Source organism: Pseudoalteromonas sp. S2893, assembly GCF_005887105.1.
Lineage (GTDB): Bacteria > Pseudomonadota > Gammaproteobacteria > Enterobacterales > Alteromonadaceae > Pseudoalteromonas > Pseudoalteromonas atlantica.
Genome location: NZ_PNCY01000015.1, coordinates 150,840 through 167,432 on the forward strand (window position 1 = coordinate 150,840; position 16,593 = coordinate 167,432).

Sequence of the window (16,593 nt, forward strand, 5' to 3'; positions counted from 1 at the left end):
CTACTAAATGGGGCGTTAATGAATCTTAAATGATAAATATTGTCAATAGAATTGATAATAAAAGGTGCTTAAAATTGACAGCTTATAGAAACATACCCGCCAAGATTCGTACAGATCCAGCAGTGTTAGAACACGTTTATAAAAAGTACAAAGTTGACAGTGAAAATAAGGCTGGTCATTCTGAAAGTTTTATCCGAAAAATGGGTAAATGCTATGTTCCTATTAAAGACTGTAAACAAGCTTACCCTAGTATCTCTTTGTACCCTTTCTACAAAAAACACAACAAAATAGAAAATCTAAATAGAAAGTATATTAACAGTGCGTACCAATATTATACACATCGGGTTACGTTTTCTATATATAACGTAACAAAACCATTAAACGATAATAACATGCAAGTACACCATATTTGCAGTAATACAAAATGCTGTCGTCCGAGTCATTTAGCATTGATCAGTGTTGCCGACAATCAAAGAGAGAAACTTACTCGAATAGTAGATCAAGCAACCATTGATTTTAATGATACTAGAAATGAGATTTTTAATATTAATAAATTATCTGGAATAGATCACAATGTTGGGAATAGTGCAATGAACTTTGATTTTGATAGTGGGGAATATACACAAGTAGATGATCTTAATGATTGGAATGGGGAATATTGATAAATCCTTATATTGAATTGAATATAAGACTTTTTGTATGCAAAAAGTCTGAACAACTATACACAACTATTAATCAACAAAAGGAAGGAAAATCAATTAATAGTCGTGCATGTTGTGAGAGATAAGCGCCATTATTTAGGACAATTTGGAGAGTTAATGGCGCTATACATGAATATTTTATAAATTATGCACTCAAATATTGCACTAATCTATATTTTATGATGCTCGGTAACTTTTGTTTAGTATCAAGGAACTTTAACCAATGTTCCGCATGTTTTATTTGTAGTGTTAACATTGAATGGAATCTGAATATAAACTCTGGTTCTTCAATTGCTAGAAAAATTAGGCCACGAATTGCGCCAGCTTGTGTTTGATGCTGCCCTAAATCTTTAATTGATGCTGATTCAAAAGTAACAAGGTCAGTTTTAAGATGATGTACAATGACTTCAATTATTGCATTATTAATTGCTGGATCAATCTTCACTATTCCGAATGATTGTAAGATCTTCTTTAATTCGTCATGTTGTAAGTTAATTTCTCCTTTAGATAGTGTTTGCATTTTGTTTTACCTGTTAATGTGTGAGTGAGTTTAAATAAATTATCGTTTTTTCAACGTTTTAAATAGTATGTCGATCTGTTTTTGAATAGTTGCTAACTGTTCTGAATCTTTAACCTTTCTTGCTTCATTCTTCAATCTATTCAGTGAGATGTTAAATTCTCTAAAATCCTTAAATGTCATTACTTTTTTTGTTTTTTGTTCATTCATTTTGTTTACCATTCGTTGTAGTGTGTTGATGATGATTCATGTTCAAAACCAACATCTATGTATTGTTCTATAGCTTGATTTTGATTTTCTATAATATTGTGTCTTGCTTCTTCTAAATCGTTTAGGATAATTGCAGAATAATAAGCAACTGGATCATCAATTCCTAAACCATCCTTTAATACTTGTTTTTCAGAATCGGTAACATAAACAAGGTTTGATTCAAGATTTAATAAAAGTGCATTCATAGCCGTATTTAACTTATCGCTGTTCGTTAACCGTTTAACTGCTTTTTCTGTATCTTTGCTTATTCTAAAAGAAACCGTCTTTGATTTTAGTTCGTCAGGTTTCTTTTTTGGTCTTCCCATTTTTTTCATAATGCAACCTTTTTTGTTTTTCTTCTTACACTATTATTTATGTACTTTTTTTCTGGTGCTTTTAATTGTTCCACTTTGTAGCAATTATGAATTTATATTTTTGAATGTATGTGGTTCGTTTAGGGCATACTTTATGAACCTTGTTTAAAATATTAAAAAATAGTTCATTTAGGGTTTATTTGTAATAAATGAACCGTTATCATTTAGACTCTTAGAAGTTAAACGAACGATTAAGGGGTAATTATGGAAAATAAAGGTTTAGTGTTTGGTTATGCGAGGGTATCAACGAAAGGTCAAGATTTAACTGTACAATTATCAAAGTTGTCAGAGCATGGTGTGGATCGTGTTTATAGTGAAAAACTAAGTGGTAAAAATAAGAATCGTCCTGAACTTGAAAAAATGATTGAACAACTTCGCACAGGGGATACAGTAGTAATAACAAAAATTGACAGACTAGCTAGAAACATGAGGGACTTTCAAAATATTGTACATGAACTAACTGAACGTGGAGTAACGCTTAAAATTTTGGATCAGATGATTGATACATCATCTGCACAAGATAAACTTTTTATGAACATGCTATCTATGTTCGCTGAGTTTGAACGCACAATGATTTTAGAGCGTCAACGTGAGGGAATAGAACATGCAAAATCTAAAGGAGTCTATAAAGGTCGTAAACCAATTAGTGAAGATAAGAAAGCACAAGTTTTAGAATTGGCTGCTAATGATGTGAAAAAATCAGAGATTCAAAAAGTAACTGGCGTAGGTAAAACTAGTATTTTTAAAATATTAAAGGAAAGTCAAGAAAAAAACCCTAACCATAATTAAATGTGGATAGGGTTTTTTGCGTTCAATAAATGGACTTATAAAACATTTATCGAGCTATTCTGATGATGAATCAGACAAAGCAATAGTTGATGAAGATGAAAAACTATCGCTGAGTATTTTTTACATTAACAATTATATTAAAGAGAAAATATATTTCTTATAGTATTATTTATGGTCTTAAAATTCGCTAAAACTTAAAAACTTCTAGATAAAGAAGGAAGTCCAAACAATGTTTGTTAGGTTTTACGATACTACTTACATAGAGCAAGTCCTTTATCTAAAATGGGACCAATATTGACCTTTGTAGGTGTTCCCATAAGCTTTATTACTTCCTCCACAGATTTACCTTCTGATTTAGAAAGCTGTTTAGCCATTTGATAAAAACTTGGATCTTCTTTCCATATTGGTTCAATAGCAGAATAACCTTCTTGCTGTGCTACACCATTGAGAGCATATTCATTTTCATCTGTAATGAGTACTACAGCACTATTGATACACTTTAAACGACCTTCTGTAATCGTAAAAGGCCATTCAGAACCAAATTCTTGCTGTGTTACTTCAACGTCAGGTTGTGAGGGTGAACAAGCAGTAAGAAGTACCGCTAATGGTAAAGCGATTAACTTTAAAGATGTATGCATTTTAAATTCCTTTTGTATACCTGAAAATGAAAAGAAGCTTTCTATTAAGACATAGCAAAGCTTCTTATGAAAATAACCAAATAACTAGTTATATCAATTTTCAAACTTAGCTACAGCATCTAATATCTGTTTAACTTGGTAATCTTTTACTTTAATAACTTTCGAGCGAGTACCTTGGACTTTAACTTCGAAACCTTGTTTATGAGATTCATAGAAGGAGTAAGGTAAACTAATGCCAATGGTTTCAGTTAAACTACAGCCACCTAAAAGCTTTGAAGTAGAACAATCTATGTCAGTGTCAATTTTCGTAATCTCAGTTACTAAACCAGTTTCAGTAAAAGCTTTCTCTAAATGTCCCCATTTATCTAAGAAGTGAACATCTGCATAGATTTGGATTTCCTTTGGCTTATCCGCACCGTTATTTTTAACCCATGTACGTAGCATTAGATTTTTATCAAATGTTGACTCAATTTTACTTATTTTAGTAAATTTATCGTAAGTGACTTTAGCTTCTGGTGCGCTAAATTTCGAGAAGTTATTTGAGCCTAATAAATCAGAATAATTATCTGCTGTAAATTCTCCACCATCAGCTAGACGCAAGTTTCTAACTGTTAAGTCAATGTATTGACCTCTTTCTAACCAATAAACCTTACATGATTCAGTAATAATTTTTACATCAGAAGCATTTTGATATTCGTACCTTTCTCCATCAATAATCTTATTATCTTTCTTCAAACGGCTATTAGGTTTACCAGAAGCGTGATAATAGAATTTATTTTTAAGTTCTGTTGAGGTTATTTTGAACTTCTCAGTCGCTAATGGTGTAAAGTAGCTAGGATTATAAAATTGTTTTTCACTAATAGAAGCCGCATCTGACGAAAACATATTTGTAATATATTTCATTTGATAGTCAGGTGCTTTGATGTATTCGGCTGAATTAATACTTTCGTAGCCGCAATCTATAACACCATTATCAAGTTTACTACCAACAGTTTCGGGAGAGCTTGATGTTGTTTGACAACCAGTTAGGCTAGCTGCAATTAGAAGTATGGAAAGTGGTTTGTTCATTATTAGTCCTTTATTTTAGATTTAGTCCTTTAGGTTTAATAGCTTAACATAGTTAATTCAACGCTATAAACAATTTTTAAAAATACCAGAATGTTTGAAGATATATTACTTCTTTGTAACGTTTAGACCTTTGTTTAAATCTTTCACAACTTCTCTATAGTACTGCTCTTTTAACTTTTTACGTTCCTCTAACTCTATTTTTTTCTTAGGTAACATATCACTTGGATCACAATACTCTGATGCTTCTAGCGGAGGTAATCCCGCCAATTTTCTAAGCTTTCTTGCTATTTCTAATGCTTGAAGACCTAACTCAGTATAATGAAAATAACGAGCATCGAACCCTCTATCATAAGTTGGTTGATCATCATGATCAAAAGTGGCTGTTATTATTTCATTCGCATTTTCTATTTTATTTGGGAAATTAAGGATTTCATACATCAATTTGTGGGGTAGTGATTTCCATTCAACATCTAAGCTGTAAGGGTCAAAACATGGTGGTTCAACTTGAATACGCGCACAGCCGTTTTCATCATACTGACCACAAACCGTTCCGTTATCATTAATCACATCTATACAGCCATATATAAAACGGTCTAGCTCACAAACTACCCGAATAGAAAGGTATTCATATTCTTTCTTACGTTTTAAGTATTGAAGAAACCAATCTTTAAATATGCCCAAAACAAAACCAAGACAAACACCTATTAATCCAAATGTGGCTTTATCCATAAATTTTTAAATCCTTTTATGTCGCAAAGTAAAATACCTGAACGCTTCCGAGAGCGTCCAGATATAGGTATGTACAAAAATTAACAAATGGTTATTTAACTTTTACCAAATCACAATATAACTTTATTAAGCGGCAGACTACAGTAGTCACACCAGTCAAAATAATTACTATTTGCTGTACTTCTAATAGTGAAATGTCCATTGGACTATCCTCATTAGTGTTATAATTTGAGTAAACACCAACTGGTCGGATGTGTTGCTGAGTAAATAAGTGTTATATTCAGGCCGTCTAAAGAATGAATATAACGTATGCACTCAATATGCATCGTACAGTTAGCACTTATTTGTTTACTCTGTAAGTGCTTTCTACTTTTCAAAAGCATCAATTCTTACTACCTCATTTAAAGTGTTCCTCATCTAAAAACTAGTGTTCAGTATACTATTGTTATTATATCCATAGCAAACGCACTCCCTAATCGTAAGTTATTGATTTTATTGAAGTCGCACTTTAAACCAAAAAATAACCAAAAAATATTTTCAATTATTCTTGACATATACTTAATTTAATATCTGTTGTTTGTAATTTATCATGCAATACAGCTACTAATTATTTTAATAAGTTTATTTTGGAATTTTACGTTTTGTATTTAAGCTTGTTTACTCACACCAGTTTTTAACTTTTTTACCTCCCTCGTACTTTACAGCTAAATTATGCTCTAAAAGTAAGTTTGACAACGATGCACCATCTAAATAAACATCAGCAACTATTCTAAAATATTTCCCTCGTTGAACAGTTTTCAGAACTATAACTTTAGCTTCTCTTAATTTTTGAACTGTGAATTGCTTTGCTTTTTTAGCTAATATTTTTTCATTTTCACATTTTGCCCTTAACTCAGGCGTGTCGATATTAGCTACTCTAACACTTATATTCTCACCAATAATTCGGGGCATATCACCATCAAGATTAACTCGAAATGTATCTCCATCGTAAATACTTACAATTTCAAATACGTTCAAATCCCCATAAGTTTTTGCTACAGACAATGGTACGAATAGAAGAGTTAAAATGAAAATAATGTATTTCATAGTGTATGCTTGATTAAAAATTATTAATTGGTAAGAATATAGCATTGTACAAAAATAGTTATGCATGGATCGCTTAAAACTAATCAAACTTGCCTGAATATTATTAGTCACTTTAGCTCCTCCATAATTAAGCTTTTCCAGGTCTAAATCAGTCTAACTTTAAAATAATTAAGGAAAATTAAATGGCATTAGTTAAATGTAAAGAGTGTGGTGAAGAGGTTAGCAATAAAGCTAAATCTTGCCCCAAGTGTGGTGCAAAAGCCCCTAAGAAAACATCATTACTCACATGGCTTGTTCTAATCCTAATAATTCTAGGTATTTATACATCAAGTCAATCAACAGATAGCGCAACTAAATCACCTGCAAAAGTAAGTAGTTCAGAAAAAAATGAAACTATAAAATCTGAAAAAGTAAAAAAAGCAGCGCCACCCAAGCCAGTTTGGGTTACGTCAGTTTCAAAAGATGAGATGACAGGAGAATTTACTGCTTTCGCACATTCGCCTAGATCTTATCCATCGAAAAAAATGGGATTTCCATACCACGATGTTTATAGTTATATGGGCGTGGGTTGCAGTGCTGGTAAAGAATGGGTGTATTTAGGTTTTAATGAAGCCCCAAATTTATCAAAAGATACTACAAAAAGTGGTTACAACTTAATTAAAACACGTATTAAGTGGAACGATAATGTTGAGGACATTTCACTTACCCAAGATTGGGGCGCAAAGTTTTTACATTTTGAAGATGACTCTGTAGTAACTTCAAAAATAGAAGCTTCTAGTACAGCGCTTGTTGAACTTCAATGGCATGGTGAGCAAGCTACATATTTCAAATATTCTCTTAGTGGTTCATCAAAAGCGATCTCTGAAATTAGGGATAAATGTTCTAAAAATAAATAAGCGCTAAAGATTTTTAATAGTGTGATATGAGTTGTATCACACTATTAAATTTAAGCTGTATTAGTTCAGGAACTTGACCGAAGTTAATATTTTACCCAAAGTTGATTAATTGTGAATTATCAATTTTTTTAAATTCTATTGGTTGCTCAATTACAGGATCATTAGCTGCATCTTGGTTAAATAGTTCATCATAAATCTTGTTGTTATCAATTGACTCATTATTACTGTCATTAATACCCGTTAATAACGTTAATTCATGTGAGTCACTAGCAATACTATCCTCATCAAAACTTACACCAATTAAATCCCCATCAATCCCTTCTGGTATTTCGGTGTAAGTTTTTGCATCATTGATTGACGCTTTAAAAGCATCAACCAAATTATTAACCATTTTATTTTTATTTTTTGTGCTACTTTCATTAACAAACGCATTAATAAAGTCACCATCATAAAACTTCAATAAATCATCAATAGATAATGAATTGTCTATTGCATCAACTTTCTTTTTAATAGCTCTACGAGTATTTTTAGTTTTTGCATCCATAGCTTTATCACCAGAAAGAGGGCGAACACCACGTTTACCGTTTTCAAAAGATTTAGAAACGTTTTCATCTAAACATTTAGTATTTAATTTAACACCAGTTTCTAAAAATATTTGATTAACAATAGCTTCAGCGTGAGCTTTATTAGGAACAACTATATCGCATACACGATCATCAATTTCGTAACGTAACACACCACGAAAAAACGCCTGTAAAAGTAAGTTAATCTGAATCCAGTTTTCAAGTTCGTCTGCGCCTAAACCTTGTATTTCATCTGTAGTTAATTTTACGTCAATAGGTAGATCACAACGGAACAGACCTAAAATTAAATCGTTTTCTTTTAAATCATTTCTACCTTTTGTATTAGCTGGAACACTTGTTAAATCAAAATGGTGTTCAAGGTCACGTGCTAGTTCACCATCTTGTAACTGATCATTGTTAACACACAATAAAGCTTTACGACCACCAGCAAATTCTTTCTTGATAGCGTTTGTTATCATAAATCCACGTTCTTTAATGTTGTTCATTTTGGTTTTACTCATGTTGTGTTCAGTAACATAGTAAACAGTTCCCGCACGTTTATTAAAGTTCTTGATCCTAAGTTTCAAGTTTTCTTCTTGATAGTTCACACCAGCTTTAGTTAACAATCTAACAATCGGATTCTCTTGAACTGAGTCACCAATAAAGGTAACACCACGCCCAAAATTAACGAATGTATCAACGTCAATTATTCTTGATTTATAAACGTTGTAGCCCTTGTCTATTTCTGGTTTAAAAGTGTAGAAAATTGCTTTATTGTCAGCATGAATTGTTTTAACTTCCTCAACACGCTTGAACAGTTTTTCAGCATTACCATTCTTTTCATTTTCTACGTAATATTCTAAACCATCTTTGCTAAGACCATTAATTTTATAGCTGTTAGAACGTTTTTCATATTCAAAATAATTTAATAAATCTTTCTTTTGTTGACTAGTCCACAAAGCACCATTCGTATTTAATTTAACAGGTGTTGATAGTCCATCAACATCATCTTTTAATAAATGAACGTTTCTTAAATCTAAGTCAGTTGTATTAACAGTTAAAAAACCTGCAAAAGTCATAAACACGATACCGCCATTTTTTACAAAATCTTTATCGAACCTAAACACGTTATCGAATTGTGACGCTACAGTGCCATATTTTTGTTCTTCGTCTGCTGCATCGCTTGCAAAAATTGTAACTACACGATCTTTGTATGCTTCAAACTCCTTTAAAGATAATTCACCAGTATTAACCAAAGCGGTTAAATGTTTAATAACTTCTTCGTAACGTGAACCCTCAACCCCTCTGCGCATAGAGGCACGATCAGGTAAAATGTAAAGTGAACATGCTTTATCATCAATCATGTCACGAACAGCGTCTTTAGTTGCTTTAAAAGTTTTACCAGTAGCAGGCAAACCAGTCATACAAGTAAGTTTAAGATTTTTAATATCTTTGTTGAATACTAATTCACCTTTCTTTTCCTCCTCAACCTTAACTTTTTTATCAACAAAACTAACAGCACGTAAACAGTAATCAACAAATGCTTTTTTCTCGCTAAGAATATTTAATTCATTCTCTAATTTACCAAAAGCAACTTTGTCAGCACCGTTAAATTCTAATTCTACAACTGGTTTAGCACCGTTAGCTTTAGCACTGTTTAACTTACTCTCTGCTGTCCATGTAGGACGTTTGCTAAAACGTGCCTTAAATAAGTCTAACTCAAGTATAATACGTGAATCATCAACACCCTTAGCAACCATTGAACATGCCATTGAATAAGCTGCACCGTTACCGTCACCAGCATCAAAGCTTTTTGTATTATTGCTAAACTTTTCAATAGTAGATCGAACACGTGCATCAATCATAGAATCACTCAGTTTAAGTTCACTAGCGCCTAACTCACTCATGCTAGAACGAACATTTTTAATCTTATCGTCAATACTCTTAGCTTGTTTATTAACGTTATTGATAAAAGCTAAAGCTTGCTTAATACCATAAACGCTAAAATCATCGTCTAAATGAATGCGTGTATCGTCTGAAACGTAACATAAAGAATTATTGTTAGTAGGTGCTTGATCATAATATTCAACAATACCAGCCGCTTTTAATAAGTCTTTAACCATTATACGGTTCATGTTCATGTGAGCTTTGCGATCACCTTTGAACGCTGCAAACGCTTTGTATGAATCATTGTTAACGTAAAGGTCATTTAACCAAAAACATTTGATACCATCTTTAGACGGTGACACCATCATGAAGAAAGGTTTAGTAGTTAACAAAGCATCCCATACACGATTTAATTCGTTTTTAGGAATATTATCTAAGTCAGCATGAAAAACACCGTTAGCGGTGAAAGTGTTTAAACCCTCGTCTGTTGACTCAATTTTATGAAAACCATTAATTTTAAAACCGTGAGGTGTAAACTTAGGTAAGTATGAATCCTTACTTACTTTTGTTTCGCTAGCAGCTTTAGCTTTTTTATATTCTGCAACTGGTGCATTAAACTTACCCTCTGTAATGGCAGTAATTACACGCACTAGTTGAACACCTTTAATTTTAGTAAAAGAACCGTCTTGAACTGGTGCAAAACCAACGTTAATATTTTTTAATAAATCTTGTTTTTTATCAGTGCTGGTAAGAACGACTTTGGTGAAATTGCCACTAGCTTTGTGTAAAGCATCAATTTTTTCTACATAAATATTACTGTTAGTTTTACTAACAATTGTGTTTTGGAAAGAGCTTTTAACTTGGCCGTTAAGCTCTTTTTTTGTGCCTGTAGAAAATGGAACTTCCATTGATTGAATGTTGTTGTTTAATACTTTCATGGTATTTACCTATTATTATTTAATTTATCCCTCCCTTGTCGGGTAAGTTATAGTTTTAGTGTTGTTGTTAATGGTGGTCACTGTAAATTCTATTTTCACAGTGACCATTATTATTTTTATTATATTAATCCGAGCGCTTTCAAAATCTTGAACTTTTTAGTAACTGTTGACGGTGTTACTTTGTATCTTCGTGCAAGGTCGCTTTTACTAAATCTACCCGTCTTCCAATCGTCTGATAATGATTTTAATACTTCTGGTGTGAATACTGTTTTCATGTTGTTACCTCATTCTATTGTCCTTATACTGACAACCTTATTTTAAAAAAAAGCACTTTTTTGTGCTGATACTAATATATATAAGAGTTTTTTCGTGTTTTACAAAAACCCTTAGAATATTTTTAAATAAGCATTTAAATCAATGGCTTAGAATCAATAATATTTTCCCACTGTACAATTAACAGTCAGTAAACGTTATTTAACCCTGTTTTTTGTGGAATCAACGCAAAATCAAACTGTAAAGGGGGTAAGTAAACACTAACATGCCCGTATTTACTGGGCTGTAGAGCGATAAATAATCCCTTATAATTCATGCGCTTGCCATTTATTATACAGGAGTTGTTGATACATAGGTGAATTATAACAGGTGTATATAACCAAAAGTTATAAAAACAACGAATACTTAATTTTAGACATAAAAAAACCCCTGTGCATTATCACTACACAGGGGTTTTCATTTATTTTTTCTTGGGACAATTCGCAATAAATCCAATAATATTTATCATAAATAATAATGAATTGGTTTCTTTCATTTTATCAATTTAACCTTATGCATAAAAAGCTTGTTTGATTATTCAGACAAGCTTTTTTTATGCATCATACAAACCCTAGTTTATTAATATTCTGTGCCGATTCTAACAATGTTTTACATGCATCTGTATTATCATAAAAATAATCAACGTCTTTATTATAAACTGTTGCTGGTGGTTTCAATTTAATGTTCTTAATAGTAAGTAAATTTGCATCAAGTTTATAATCAAAGCTCACTAGGTTGTACATTAAAATTGGCAATTTTGATGATAGTAACACACTATTTTTAGGTGCATCTACTGAACTTGAGCTATATTCGCTTAACTTTTCAGAGATACCATGAACGATAGATTCTAGTATTAATTGTAACGTGATCGCATTATTTTTTAATTTTGTACTATAAAGAATAGATACTTTTTCCTTATCATTAAAATGAACCTGAATATTCAGGTTGTCTTTTGTATGATAATACTGTTCTAGAATTTTTTCTTTAATCTTCGTGTATTCGTTTAATGCTTTTGAATTAACCTTGCTTTTATACTCTTCATTTTTCTTACAATAATTTTCAAGATAATGTAAAAACTGTCCACTATTCTTTGTTTTAATATTCGTATAATCGTGCTTTGCAATACTCAACATCATTAAATCATTATCAATTAATATTGTGTTTAAGTCTTCTTGTACTTGCTGGTTTTTATTCTTCTTAATCATTTGTTTACCTTTCTTTTTTTGTGTGAGGGAAAATATTCCTTATACAACTATTTATATACTTTTTATTGCTGCTAACTGCTCCACTTATTCAACGTTAAAAAACTGACATAAATAATAATAAGAAGATTATTAATAAAGATAATCAAAGAATAATTAATGATAGGTAACAAAATTATGTTTATTGAAGATGAACAAGAAGTATTAACAACAAAAGCAACACCAAAAAATAATGTTGAAAAAACTATTCATGCACGATTAAAACTGACAGACCGAGAGCGTGAGATTTTACGGTTGTACATGGCAGACAATTTAATTACACGTTCAAACCTAGTGTACAACACGATTATTAAACGTGAACTAGAGAAGATTAATCAAGATTTACAATACGGGTTGTAAAATTATGGATTTATTAAAATTAAGAAGGGACATTGAAACAGGTTTATCGAATATTCTTGAGGGTGAAACACTTTCAAAATCATTGTTAGAGAAAACTATTAACACCATGTTTGAGCGTGTTCTAGATACTCACGAACAAGAAAAATCAAAAGTTTTCAATGCTATGGCAGAAGATTCTAAAACCATTCAAAAACTAGATAGTGAGATTGCAGCACTAGAATTAATGATTAATGAAGAAGAGAATTTATTAAATAAAATGGGTGAATAATGAGTATTTTTACAGAAAGTGGAGAACTTACAGAAGATTTTAAAATTAAGACTCAAGCAATCTTTAATCAACTATGTGAAGAACACGTACTACCAGCAATCAATGAAGACATTAAAAGTATTCAACACGTTTTTATTAATGAAGATGTAGAAAGCAGAAAAGATAAAATCAAAGAGTTAAAGAAAAAACTTGATGATAAGATTAAATCTAGACGTGTTTTAAAAACTAAAAATAAAGCTGGTGGAATTCCTACAGATCATGAAAAAACTATTTTACCTGAAAGTGTGAATGAAGGTAAAAAAGTGTGGTTTAAATTATAAAAAATAAAAAGTTAGTATTATGGAAAATGAAAAATTAATAGAACTCTTACACCAATATAAAAATAATCTACAAGAAAAGATTATTTTTTGCGAGCGTTCAAAAGAAACTCTACAACAACTACTCGAAGAATTAGAAAAATTATTAAATGGTGTTGAACATGAACGATAATAAATTAAAACAGATTTATGAATTTTTAAAATCGGAACAAGAAAAATCAACGTTTCTTTCTAAAGATTCTTTACAAGAAGAGATTCAAAAAATACAGAAAATTAAACAACAGATTTTAGAGAGTAATAATAAATTAAATAGGTTTGGCTATGCAGAATAATAAAGGCAAAAAAGAATACATTTTAAATAAAGTTTGTACGTATTTTCAATATGATCTACATGATAATAGTGAAGCTGAACGTGCAATTAAGGCTATCTTACTTGGTTTAAATACTAGTGTAACAGTTGAACAAGTTTGTGAAGAATACGAACACCAATTCGGTAACGATCAACCATGTTTTTTTAATGCATTTAAATTAACAGACATTATTTTAACCCTTACAGAATAGGTTTAATATAATGTACACAAAAAATAATAGATTAAGATTCTATGCAAAAGATGAAACGAATCATGCCAATTTGAACAATCTATACGATCAATATTGTCAAGATTATTCAAAGCAAGCGATTGTTACATTAATATTAAAACGCTATGGCCTAAGATTCGATCATACTGTTTTGAACATTGCAATAGATCAAAAAACATCAAAATATTTGATTTTAGAGCATTTATTTTATTTTCTAAAAGCTCAATTCCGATAGGTAAACAAAATGAATATACACACAAAACCCTTAAACATTCCCATTAATGAATCATTACACTGGTTTACATACCATTATTTAAACATGGTTCGATACAACATGCTTTATTCACTACCAGCGATTCTAGATTTAATGTTAAGCCATTATCAACTAATGAAGAAACAAGATGGTAGCGGTTTTTACACTGTTGAAGACGTATTTACTGCGTATGAAATTACAAAATTTTTGCAACACTCTAAACAAGTAGATCTTAAAATGGTGCATGACAAAATAGTAGCTTTCTTTCATTTAGTGAATAATGATGTTCTGAAAAATGATAAGAAGTTAACCCCTTTAAAACCACTCTACAAGCTATATGATGGCTCGTTGACTTATGAGCAAGTAAAAGATAAAGATGGTACTTTATTGGAGCTAAAAGGATGGAGTGAGTAGTCTAGAGCCTAATCATTAAATAGTTCTAAATTGGGTTTAGACTATTCTTATGTTTAGTATGCTTTTCCATAAAAAATTTGTTAGGTTCACTCACAAACCTAACAAATTGTTTATGGAAAATAAAAGTTTACTAAATTATTTTTGATGACTTGATCTATCTTCAAAAAGCGCTCTTATCGTTATATACCAAACTTAGAGCAAGTTCCCAGTTCTAGCTTAATCTTAGATTAGTAACTTTCATAACTTTCGCATGTTGACCAGATTTTTTTTCTGTCATGCACCCTTATTAATACGCACTCACCACTGAACATTTGTATGTCTTCTAAGATAACATCCTCATGACCTGATGAAGTAAAGCAGCCTTCAGAAATAGTTAAAATATTCTGAGCTAGTAGACTCATTTGTAGATCAAAATAATTATCACTATAGCAATAGAGCGATTCGCTTTTCAAAAAACCTGAACCTCTTTTTATATTATTTTTTGCTTTCTTTTGTCTCTCTTTTAGTAGTGCTAATCGCTTTTCTTCTGCATATTCTTGTTTCTTTAATCGTTCTTCATTCTTAACATGCTTTGCTAATTCATCATTTTGAGCTTTAGCTTTTTTCAACTTATTTTCTTTACTTTTTATTTCACCTTTCAACTTACTAAGAACCATTTCAGATTGAGTATCTACTTTAATTACCGCATTATTTAGGTAATCGATAAAATCTTGATAGCCAGTAAAACCAAAATACGCACTTTTATCTTTAGTCTTCTCTCTTTGTAAGGCATTACCTGCTAGTAGTTGATTTATAGTTTTCGGGCTAGTTCTCTTTGAAAGAAATTCTTTAGATTCTAATCGGTTCAATCCAGACATGAAAGATCTATGAAAAATACTTTTGAATTCAGGACAACTTCTTTTTAATCTTTTTTTTCCTATTCTTCGTGGACTTTCTATATCAGGGAATCTCTCGACAGACCTTTTGATAGAATTTCTTTTATTAATAATAGATTGAAATACGCCAAAACTATTAATATCGCTCAAATTCTGGTCATCTATAAATTCTGCATATTCCAATTGTTTTGATATATGGTTCAAAATGGTAGTAGAAAGCAAAAAAGCTTCATGCTCACAATCAATCCTTTTAGCGTACGAACTTTGAGTGCTAAATAACAAAATCACTGCAACTAAATATTTCACAAAAACTCCTTTTTCATATTTAAAAAGTCAAATATTAACCACTTTTAATTATTGGGCTGGGAATAGTTACTTAATTGAGATATTGAGTAATGCTTTGTACCTCCTGACCCGTCAGAATACTTTTCAGTAATGCTCAACTTATCACCATTTTCTGAAAAAATTATCTTTGAGTCATATTTATCTGTTCGCCACCGCCCAGAATCTGAAGCCCAAATAGCTCTATTACCGTCTAATTTACAACGGTACTTCCAGTGTTTTCCATCTCCTTGGCGTGAGTATGAAAGGAAAACTGTATTATTCTTAAATGAATCAACCTGAATTATTGATGGATCACGCCCCATAGTTGCAGCTATGGTAGCAGTACATATTTGTTCTGTAGTGAATGTTTTTTCACCTGAGCCACACGCTTGCAAAAAAACAGCTGATAAAATTAAAAAACATTTACTTAAAATTCCTTTAATATTCACTTTTATTCCTTGTACGAAAAGTTATTAATTATTCAAGTAACCAATTGTTTTGTAAATTATATTACTTAAAAGTATGAATTTATCTTTACTTTGAATCTATACCTAAATGAGTATAAATATTTCATTACCGTCTATTGTCGCAACTAATTTTGAAAAACCGAGTCTTTCAGCTTCGGATGGTAAGGTTAAACTCTCTCTTTTTGCTCCTCTATCATTACAGTGCATAGGTTGGATAGTATCTACATCAGGATCTAATATTGATAAAACTTCCTCAAATATAGCTTCTTCCAACGAACTGCTGCCCAAGCTATCAAGTACCTCCTCTTTATTTGAAAAATCCGTTATTTTATGTAGCTTCAAGCTACCGACTTTATTTTTAAATTCATATTTAATTTCTATCATTAAGAAAGCTCCAATTTAAATTCAATTAACTAGCTAGCTAACTGAATGGGTGAAAGTATTCGCTGTATTTGTAATATAAGAGATGAAACCTGAAGGAATGGAGTGAATAGTAATACGCTAATTAAGTGTAGCTTAATTTTTGCAGTGCATTCCTTGCAATATTCATCAAAACAAAAAGATAAATTTTAGCGGGCTTTTGATTGTATAAAATAACTTTCTCTACTCTAAGCCACCTTAGCTAATACTATATGCTCATATTTTTATAAAAACAAATACAATATCCTTTGAATAAAGATTCTCCTGCTTAGCTTTATGTCACTTATTCGCGTTAATAATGAAAGAATGGTTTGCTGAAGCTTTTTTA

The 16,593-nt window shown here is 31.1% G+C and carries 22 protein-coding genes; 10 read left to right on the forward strand and 12 right to left on the reverse strand.

Annotated features, from left to right (window positions below; genetic code table 11):
- Positions 1-29: 29 nt before the first annotated feature.
- Positions 30-662, forward strand: coding sequence for an HNH endonuclease signature motif containing protein (locus CWC04_RS09790; protein WP_138685288.1), 633 nt, complete (start codon positions 30-32; stop codon positions 660-662).
- Between the two features lie 184 nt (positions 663-846).
- Here the strand turns inward: CWC04_RS09790 and CWC04_RS09795 are convergent, their stop codons facing one another.
- From CWC04_RS09795 to CWC04_RS09800, 3 genes are read right to left on the reverse strand one after another with little or no spacing between them, the layout of a single operon-like run.
- A complete protein-coding gene (locus CWC04_RS09795; RefSeq protein ID WP_039037655.1) occupies positions 847-1,221 on the reverse strand; it encodes a hypothetical protein in 375 nt (124 codons plus the stop codon).
- Positions 1,222-1,260: 39 nt separating this feature from the next.
- A complete protein-coding gene (locus tag CWC04_RS19665; protein WP_171038570.1) occupies positions 1,261-1,428 on the reverse strand; it encodes a hypothetical protein in 168 nt (55 codons plus the stop codon).
- A 5-nt stretch (positions 1,429-1,433) separates the two neighbouring features.
- Positions 1,434-1,802 carry a hypothetical protein gene (locus tag CWC04_RS09800; RefSeq protein WP_138685289.1) on the reverse strand — a complete coding sequence of 123 codons (369 nt, stop codon included), beginning with the start codon at positions 1,800-1,802 and terminating at the stop codon, positions 1,434-1,436.
- Positions 1,803-2,045: 243 nt separating this feature from the next.
- Here CWC04_RS09800 and CWC04_RS09805 point away from each other — a divergent pair, with 243 nt between their 5' ends.
- On the forward strand, positions 2,046-2,630 hold the full coding sequence (locus tag CWC04_RS09805; RefSeq protein WP_138685290.1) for a recombinase family protein: 585 nt from the start codon (positions 2,046-2,048) through the stop codon (positions 2,628-2,630).
- Between the two features lie 251 nt (positions 2,631-2,881).
- Here the strand turns inward: CWC04_RS09805 and CWC04_RS09810 are convergent, their stop codons facing one another.
- From CWC04_RS09810 to CWC04_RS09825, 4 genes are all read right to left on the reverse strand, one after another.
- Positions 2,882-3,268 carry a DUF2511 domain-containing protein gene (locus CWC04_RS09810; protein ID WP_138685291.1) on the reverse strand — a complete coding sequence of 129 codons (387 nt, stop codon included), beginning with the start codon at positions 3,266-3,268 and terminating at the stop codon, positions 2,882-2,884.
- A 93-nt stretch (positions 3,269-3,361) separates the two neighbouring features.
- Positions 3,362-4,336: a hypothetical protein gene (locus CWC04_RS09815; protein ID WP_138685292.1), complete on the reverse strand. Its 975-nt coding sequence runs from the start codon at positions 4,334-4,336 to the stop codon at positions 3,362-3,364.
- 105 nt (positions 4,337-4,441) lie between these two features.
- Positions 4,442-5,065, reverse strand: a complete 624-nt coding sequence (locus CWC04_RS09820; protein ID WP_138685293.1) for a hypothetical protein — start codon at positions 5,063-5,065, stop codon at positions 4,442-4,444.
- Between the two features lie 657 nt (positions 5,066-5,722).
- Positions 5,723-6,262, reverse strand: coding sequence for a thermonuclease family protein (locus CWC04_RS09825; protein WP_249326107.1), 540 nt, complete (start codon positions 6,260-6,262; stop codon positions 5,723-5,725).
- 71 nt (positions 6,263-6,333) lie between these two features.
- Between CWC04_RS09825 and CWC04_RS09830 the strand changes: the two genes are divergently transcribed.
- The gene (locus CWC04_RS09830) at positions 6,334-7,047 is read left to right on the forward strand and encodes a zinc ribbon domain-containing protein (RefSeq protein ID WP_051686696.1); all 714 of its coding nucleotides are present in this window, start codon (positions 6,334-6,336) and stop codon (positions 7,045-7,047) included.
- A 91-nt stretch (positions 7,048-7,138) separates the two neighbouring features.
- Here the strand turns inward: CWC04_RS09830 and CWC04_RS09835 are convergent, their stop codons facing one another.
- Positions 7,139-10,435 (reverse strand): hypothetical protein, encoded by a 3,297-nt coding sequence (locus CWC04_RS09835; RefSeq protein WP_138685294.1) that lies wholly within the window; start codon positions 10,433-10,435, stop codon positions 7,139-7,141.
- Positions 10,436-11,307: 872 nt separating this feature from the next.
- Positions 11,308-11,952, reverse strand: coding sequence for a hypothetical protein (locus CWC04_RS09840; RefSeq protein ID WP_138685295.1), 645 nt, complete (start codon positions 11,950-11,952; stop codon positions 11,308-11,310).
- Between the two features lie 156 nt (positions 11,953-12,108).
- Between CWC04_RS09840 and CWC04_RS09845 the strand changes: the two genes are divergently transcribed.
- From CWC04_RS09845 to CWC04_RS09865, 7 genes are all read left to right on the forward strand, one after another.
- Entirely contained in the window at positions 12,109-12,348 is a 240-nt protein-coding gene (locus CWC04_RS09845) for a hypothetical protein (RefSeq protein WP_138685296.1), read from the forward strand.
- A gap of 4 nt (positions 12,349-12,352) precedes the next feature.
- Positions 12,353-12,616, forward strand: coding sequence for a hypothetical protein (locus CWC04_RS09850; RefSeq protein ID WP_138685297.1), 264 nt, complete (start codon positions 12,353-12,355; stop codon positions 12,614-12,616).
- Entirely contained in the window at positions 12,616-12,936 is a 321-nt protein-coding gene (locus CWC04_RS09855; protein WP_138685298.1) for a hypothetical protein, read from the forward strand. The genes CWC04_RS09850 and CWC04_RS09855 overlap by 1 nt, the downstream gene beginning before the upstream one ends.
- A gap of 19 nt (positions 12,937-12,955) precedes the next feature.
- Positions 12,956-13,105: a hypothetical protein gene (locus CWC04_RS19670; protein ID WP_171038571.1), complete on the forward strand. Its 150-nt coding sequence runs from the start codon at positions 12,956-12,958 to the stop codon at positions 13,103-13,105.
- Positions 13,095-13,265 carry a hypothetical protein gene (locus tag CWC04_RS19675; protein WP_171038572.1) on the forward strand — a complete coding sequence of 57 codons (171 nt, stop codon included), beginning with the start codon at positions 13,095-13,097 and terminating at the stop codon, positions 13,263-13,265. Before CWC04_RS19670 ends, CWC04_RS19675 begins: the two co-directional genes overlap by 11 nt.
- The gene (locus tag CWC04_RS09860) at positions 13,255-13,494 is read left to right on the forward strand and encodes a hypothetical protein (RefSeq protein WP_138685299.1); all 240 of its coding nucleotides are present in this window, start codon (positions 13,255-13,257) and stop codon (positions 13,492-13,494) included. Before CWC04_RS19675 ends, CWC04_RS09860 begins: the two co-directional genes overlap by 11 nt.
- Before the next feature lie 406 nt (positions 13,495-13,900).
- Positions 13,901-14,179 (forward strand): hypothetical protein, encoded by a 279-nt coding sequence (locus CWC04_RS09865; RefSeq protein WP_138685300.1) that lies wholly within the window; start codon positions 13,901-13,903, stop codon positions 14,177-14,179.
- A gap of 227 nt (positions 14,180-14,406) precedes the next feature.
- Here the strand turns inward: CWC04_RS09865 and CWC04_RS09870 are convergent, their stop codons facing one another.
- The 3 genes from CWC04_RS09870 to CWC04_RS09880 all read right to left on the reverse strand — a co-directional run bounded on the left by CWC04_RS09870 (position 14,407) and on the right by CWC04_RS09880 (position 16,229).
- On the reverse strand, positions 14,407-15,360 hold the full coding sequence (locus tag CWC04_RS09870) for a hypothetical protein (RefSeq protein WP_138685301.1): 954 nt from the start codon (positions 15,358-15,360) through the stop codon (positions 14,407-14,409).
- A gap of 44 nt (positions 15,361-15,404) precedes the next feature.
- The gene (locus tag CWC04_RS09875; RefSeq protein ID WP_138685302.1) at positions 15,405-15,827 is read right to left on the reverse strand and encodes a hypothetical protein; all 423 of its coding nucleotides are present in this window, start codon (positions 15,825-15,827) and stop codon (positions 15,405-15,407) included.
- A gap of 102 nt (positions 15,828-15,929) precedes the next feature.
- Positions 15,930-16,229: a hypothetical protein gene (locus tag CWC04_RS09880; RefSeq protein WP_138685303.1), complete on the reverse strand. Its 300-nt coding sequence runs from the start codon at positions 16,227-16,229 to the stop codon at positions 15,930-15,932.
- Positions 16,230-16,593: the final 364 nt, after the last annotated feature.

Coding starts and splice junctions, on each gene's coding strand:
- CWC04_RS09845 (WP_138685296.1), top strand. CDS start 12,109: ATGATAGGTAACAAAATTATGTTTATTGAAGATGAACAAGAAGTATTA.
- CWC04_RS09860 (WP_138685299.1), top strand. CDS start 13,255: ATGCAGAATAATAAAGGCAAAAAAGAATACATTTTAAATAAAGTTTGT.
- CWC04_RS09800 (WP_138685289.1), bottom strand. CDS start 1,802: ATGAAAAAAATGGGAAGACCAAAAAAGAAACCTGACGAACTAAAATCA.
- CWC04_RS09795 (WP_039037655.1), bottom strand. CDS start 1,221: ATGCAAACACTATCTAAAGGAGAAATTAACTTACAACATGACGAATTA.
- CWC04_RS09840 (WP_138685295.1), bottom strand. CDS start 11,952: ATGATTAAGAAGAATAAAAACCAGCAAGTACAAGAAGACTTAAACACA.
- CWC04_RS19675 (WP_171038572.1), top strand. CDS start 13,095: ATGAACGATAATAAATTAAAACAGATTTATGAATTTTTAAAATCGGAA.
- CWC04_RS09835 (WP_138685294.1), bottom strand. CDS start 10,435: ATGAAAGTATTAAACAACAACATTCAATCAATGGAAGTTCCATTTTCT.
- CWC04_RS09820 (WP_138685293.1), bottom strand. CDS start 5,065: ATGGATAAAGCCACATTTGGATTAATAGGTGTTTGTCTTGGTTTTGTT.
- CWC04_RS09855 (WP_138685298.1), top strand. CDS start 12,616: ATGAGTATTTTTACAGAAAGTGGAGAACTTACAGAAGATTTTAAAATT.
- CWC04_RS09815 (WP_138685292.1), bottom strand. CDS start 4,336: ATGAACAAACCACTTTCCATACTTCTAATTGCAGCTAGCCTAACTGGT.
- CWC04_RS19665 (WP_171038570.1), bottom strand. CDS start 1,428: ATGAATGAACAAAAAACAAAAAAAGTAATGACATTTAAGGATTTTAGA.
- CWC04_RS09805 (WP_138685290.1), top strand. CDS start 2,046: ATGGAAAATAAAGGTTTAGTGTTTGGTTATGCGAGGGTATCAACGAAA.
- CWC04_RS19670 (WP_171038571.1), top strand. CDS start 12,956: ATGGAAAATGAAAAATTAATAGAACTCTTACACCAATATAAAAATAAT.
- CWC04_RS09865 (WP_138685300.1), top strand. CDS start 13,901: ATGAAGAAACAAGATGGTAGCGGTTTTTACACTGTTGAAGACGTATTT.
- CWC04_RS09850 (WP_138685297.1), top strand. CDS start 12,353: ATGGATTTATTAAAATTAAGAAGGGACATTGAAACAGGTTTATCGAAT.
- CWC04_RS09790 (WP_138685288.1), top strand. CDS start 30: ATGATAAATATTGTCAATAGAATTGATAATAAAAGGTGCTTAAAATTG.
- CWC04_RS09880 (WP_138685303.1), bottom strand. CDS start 16,229: ATGATAGAAATTAAATATGAATTTAAAAATAAAGTCGGTAGCTTGAAG.
- CWC04_RS09830 (WP_051686696.1), top strand. CDS start 6,334: ATGGCATTAGTTAAATGTAAAGAGTGTGGTGAAGAGGTTAGCAATAAA.
- CWC04_RS09810 (WP_138685291.1), bottom strand. CDS start 3,268: ATGCATACATCTTTAAAGTTAATCGCTTTACCATTAGCGGTACTTCTT.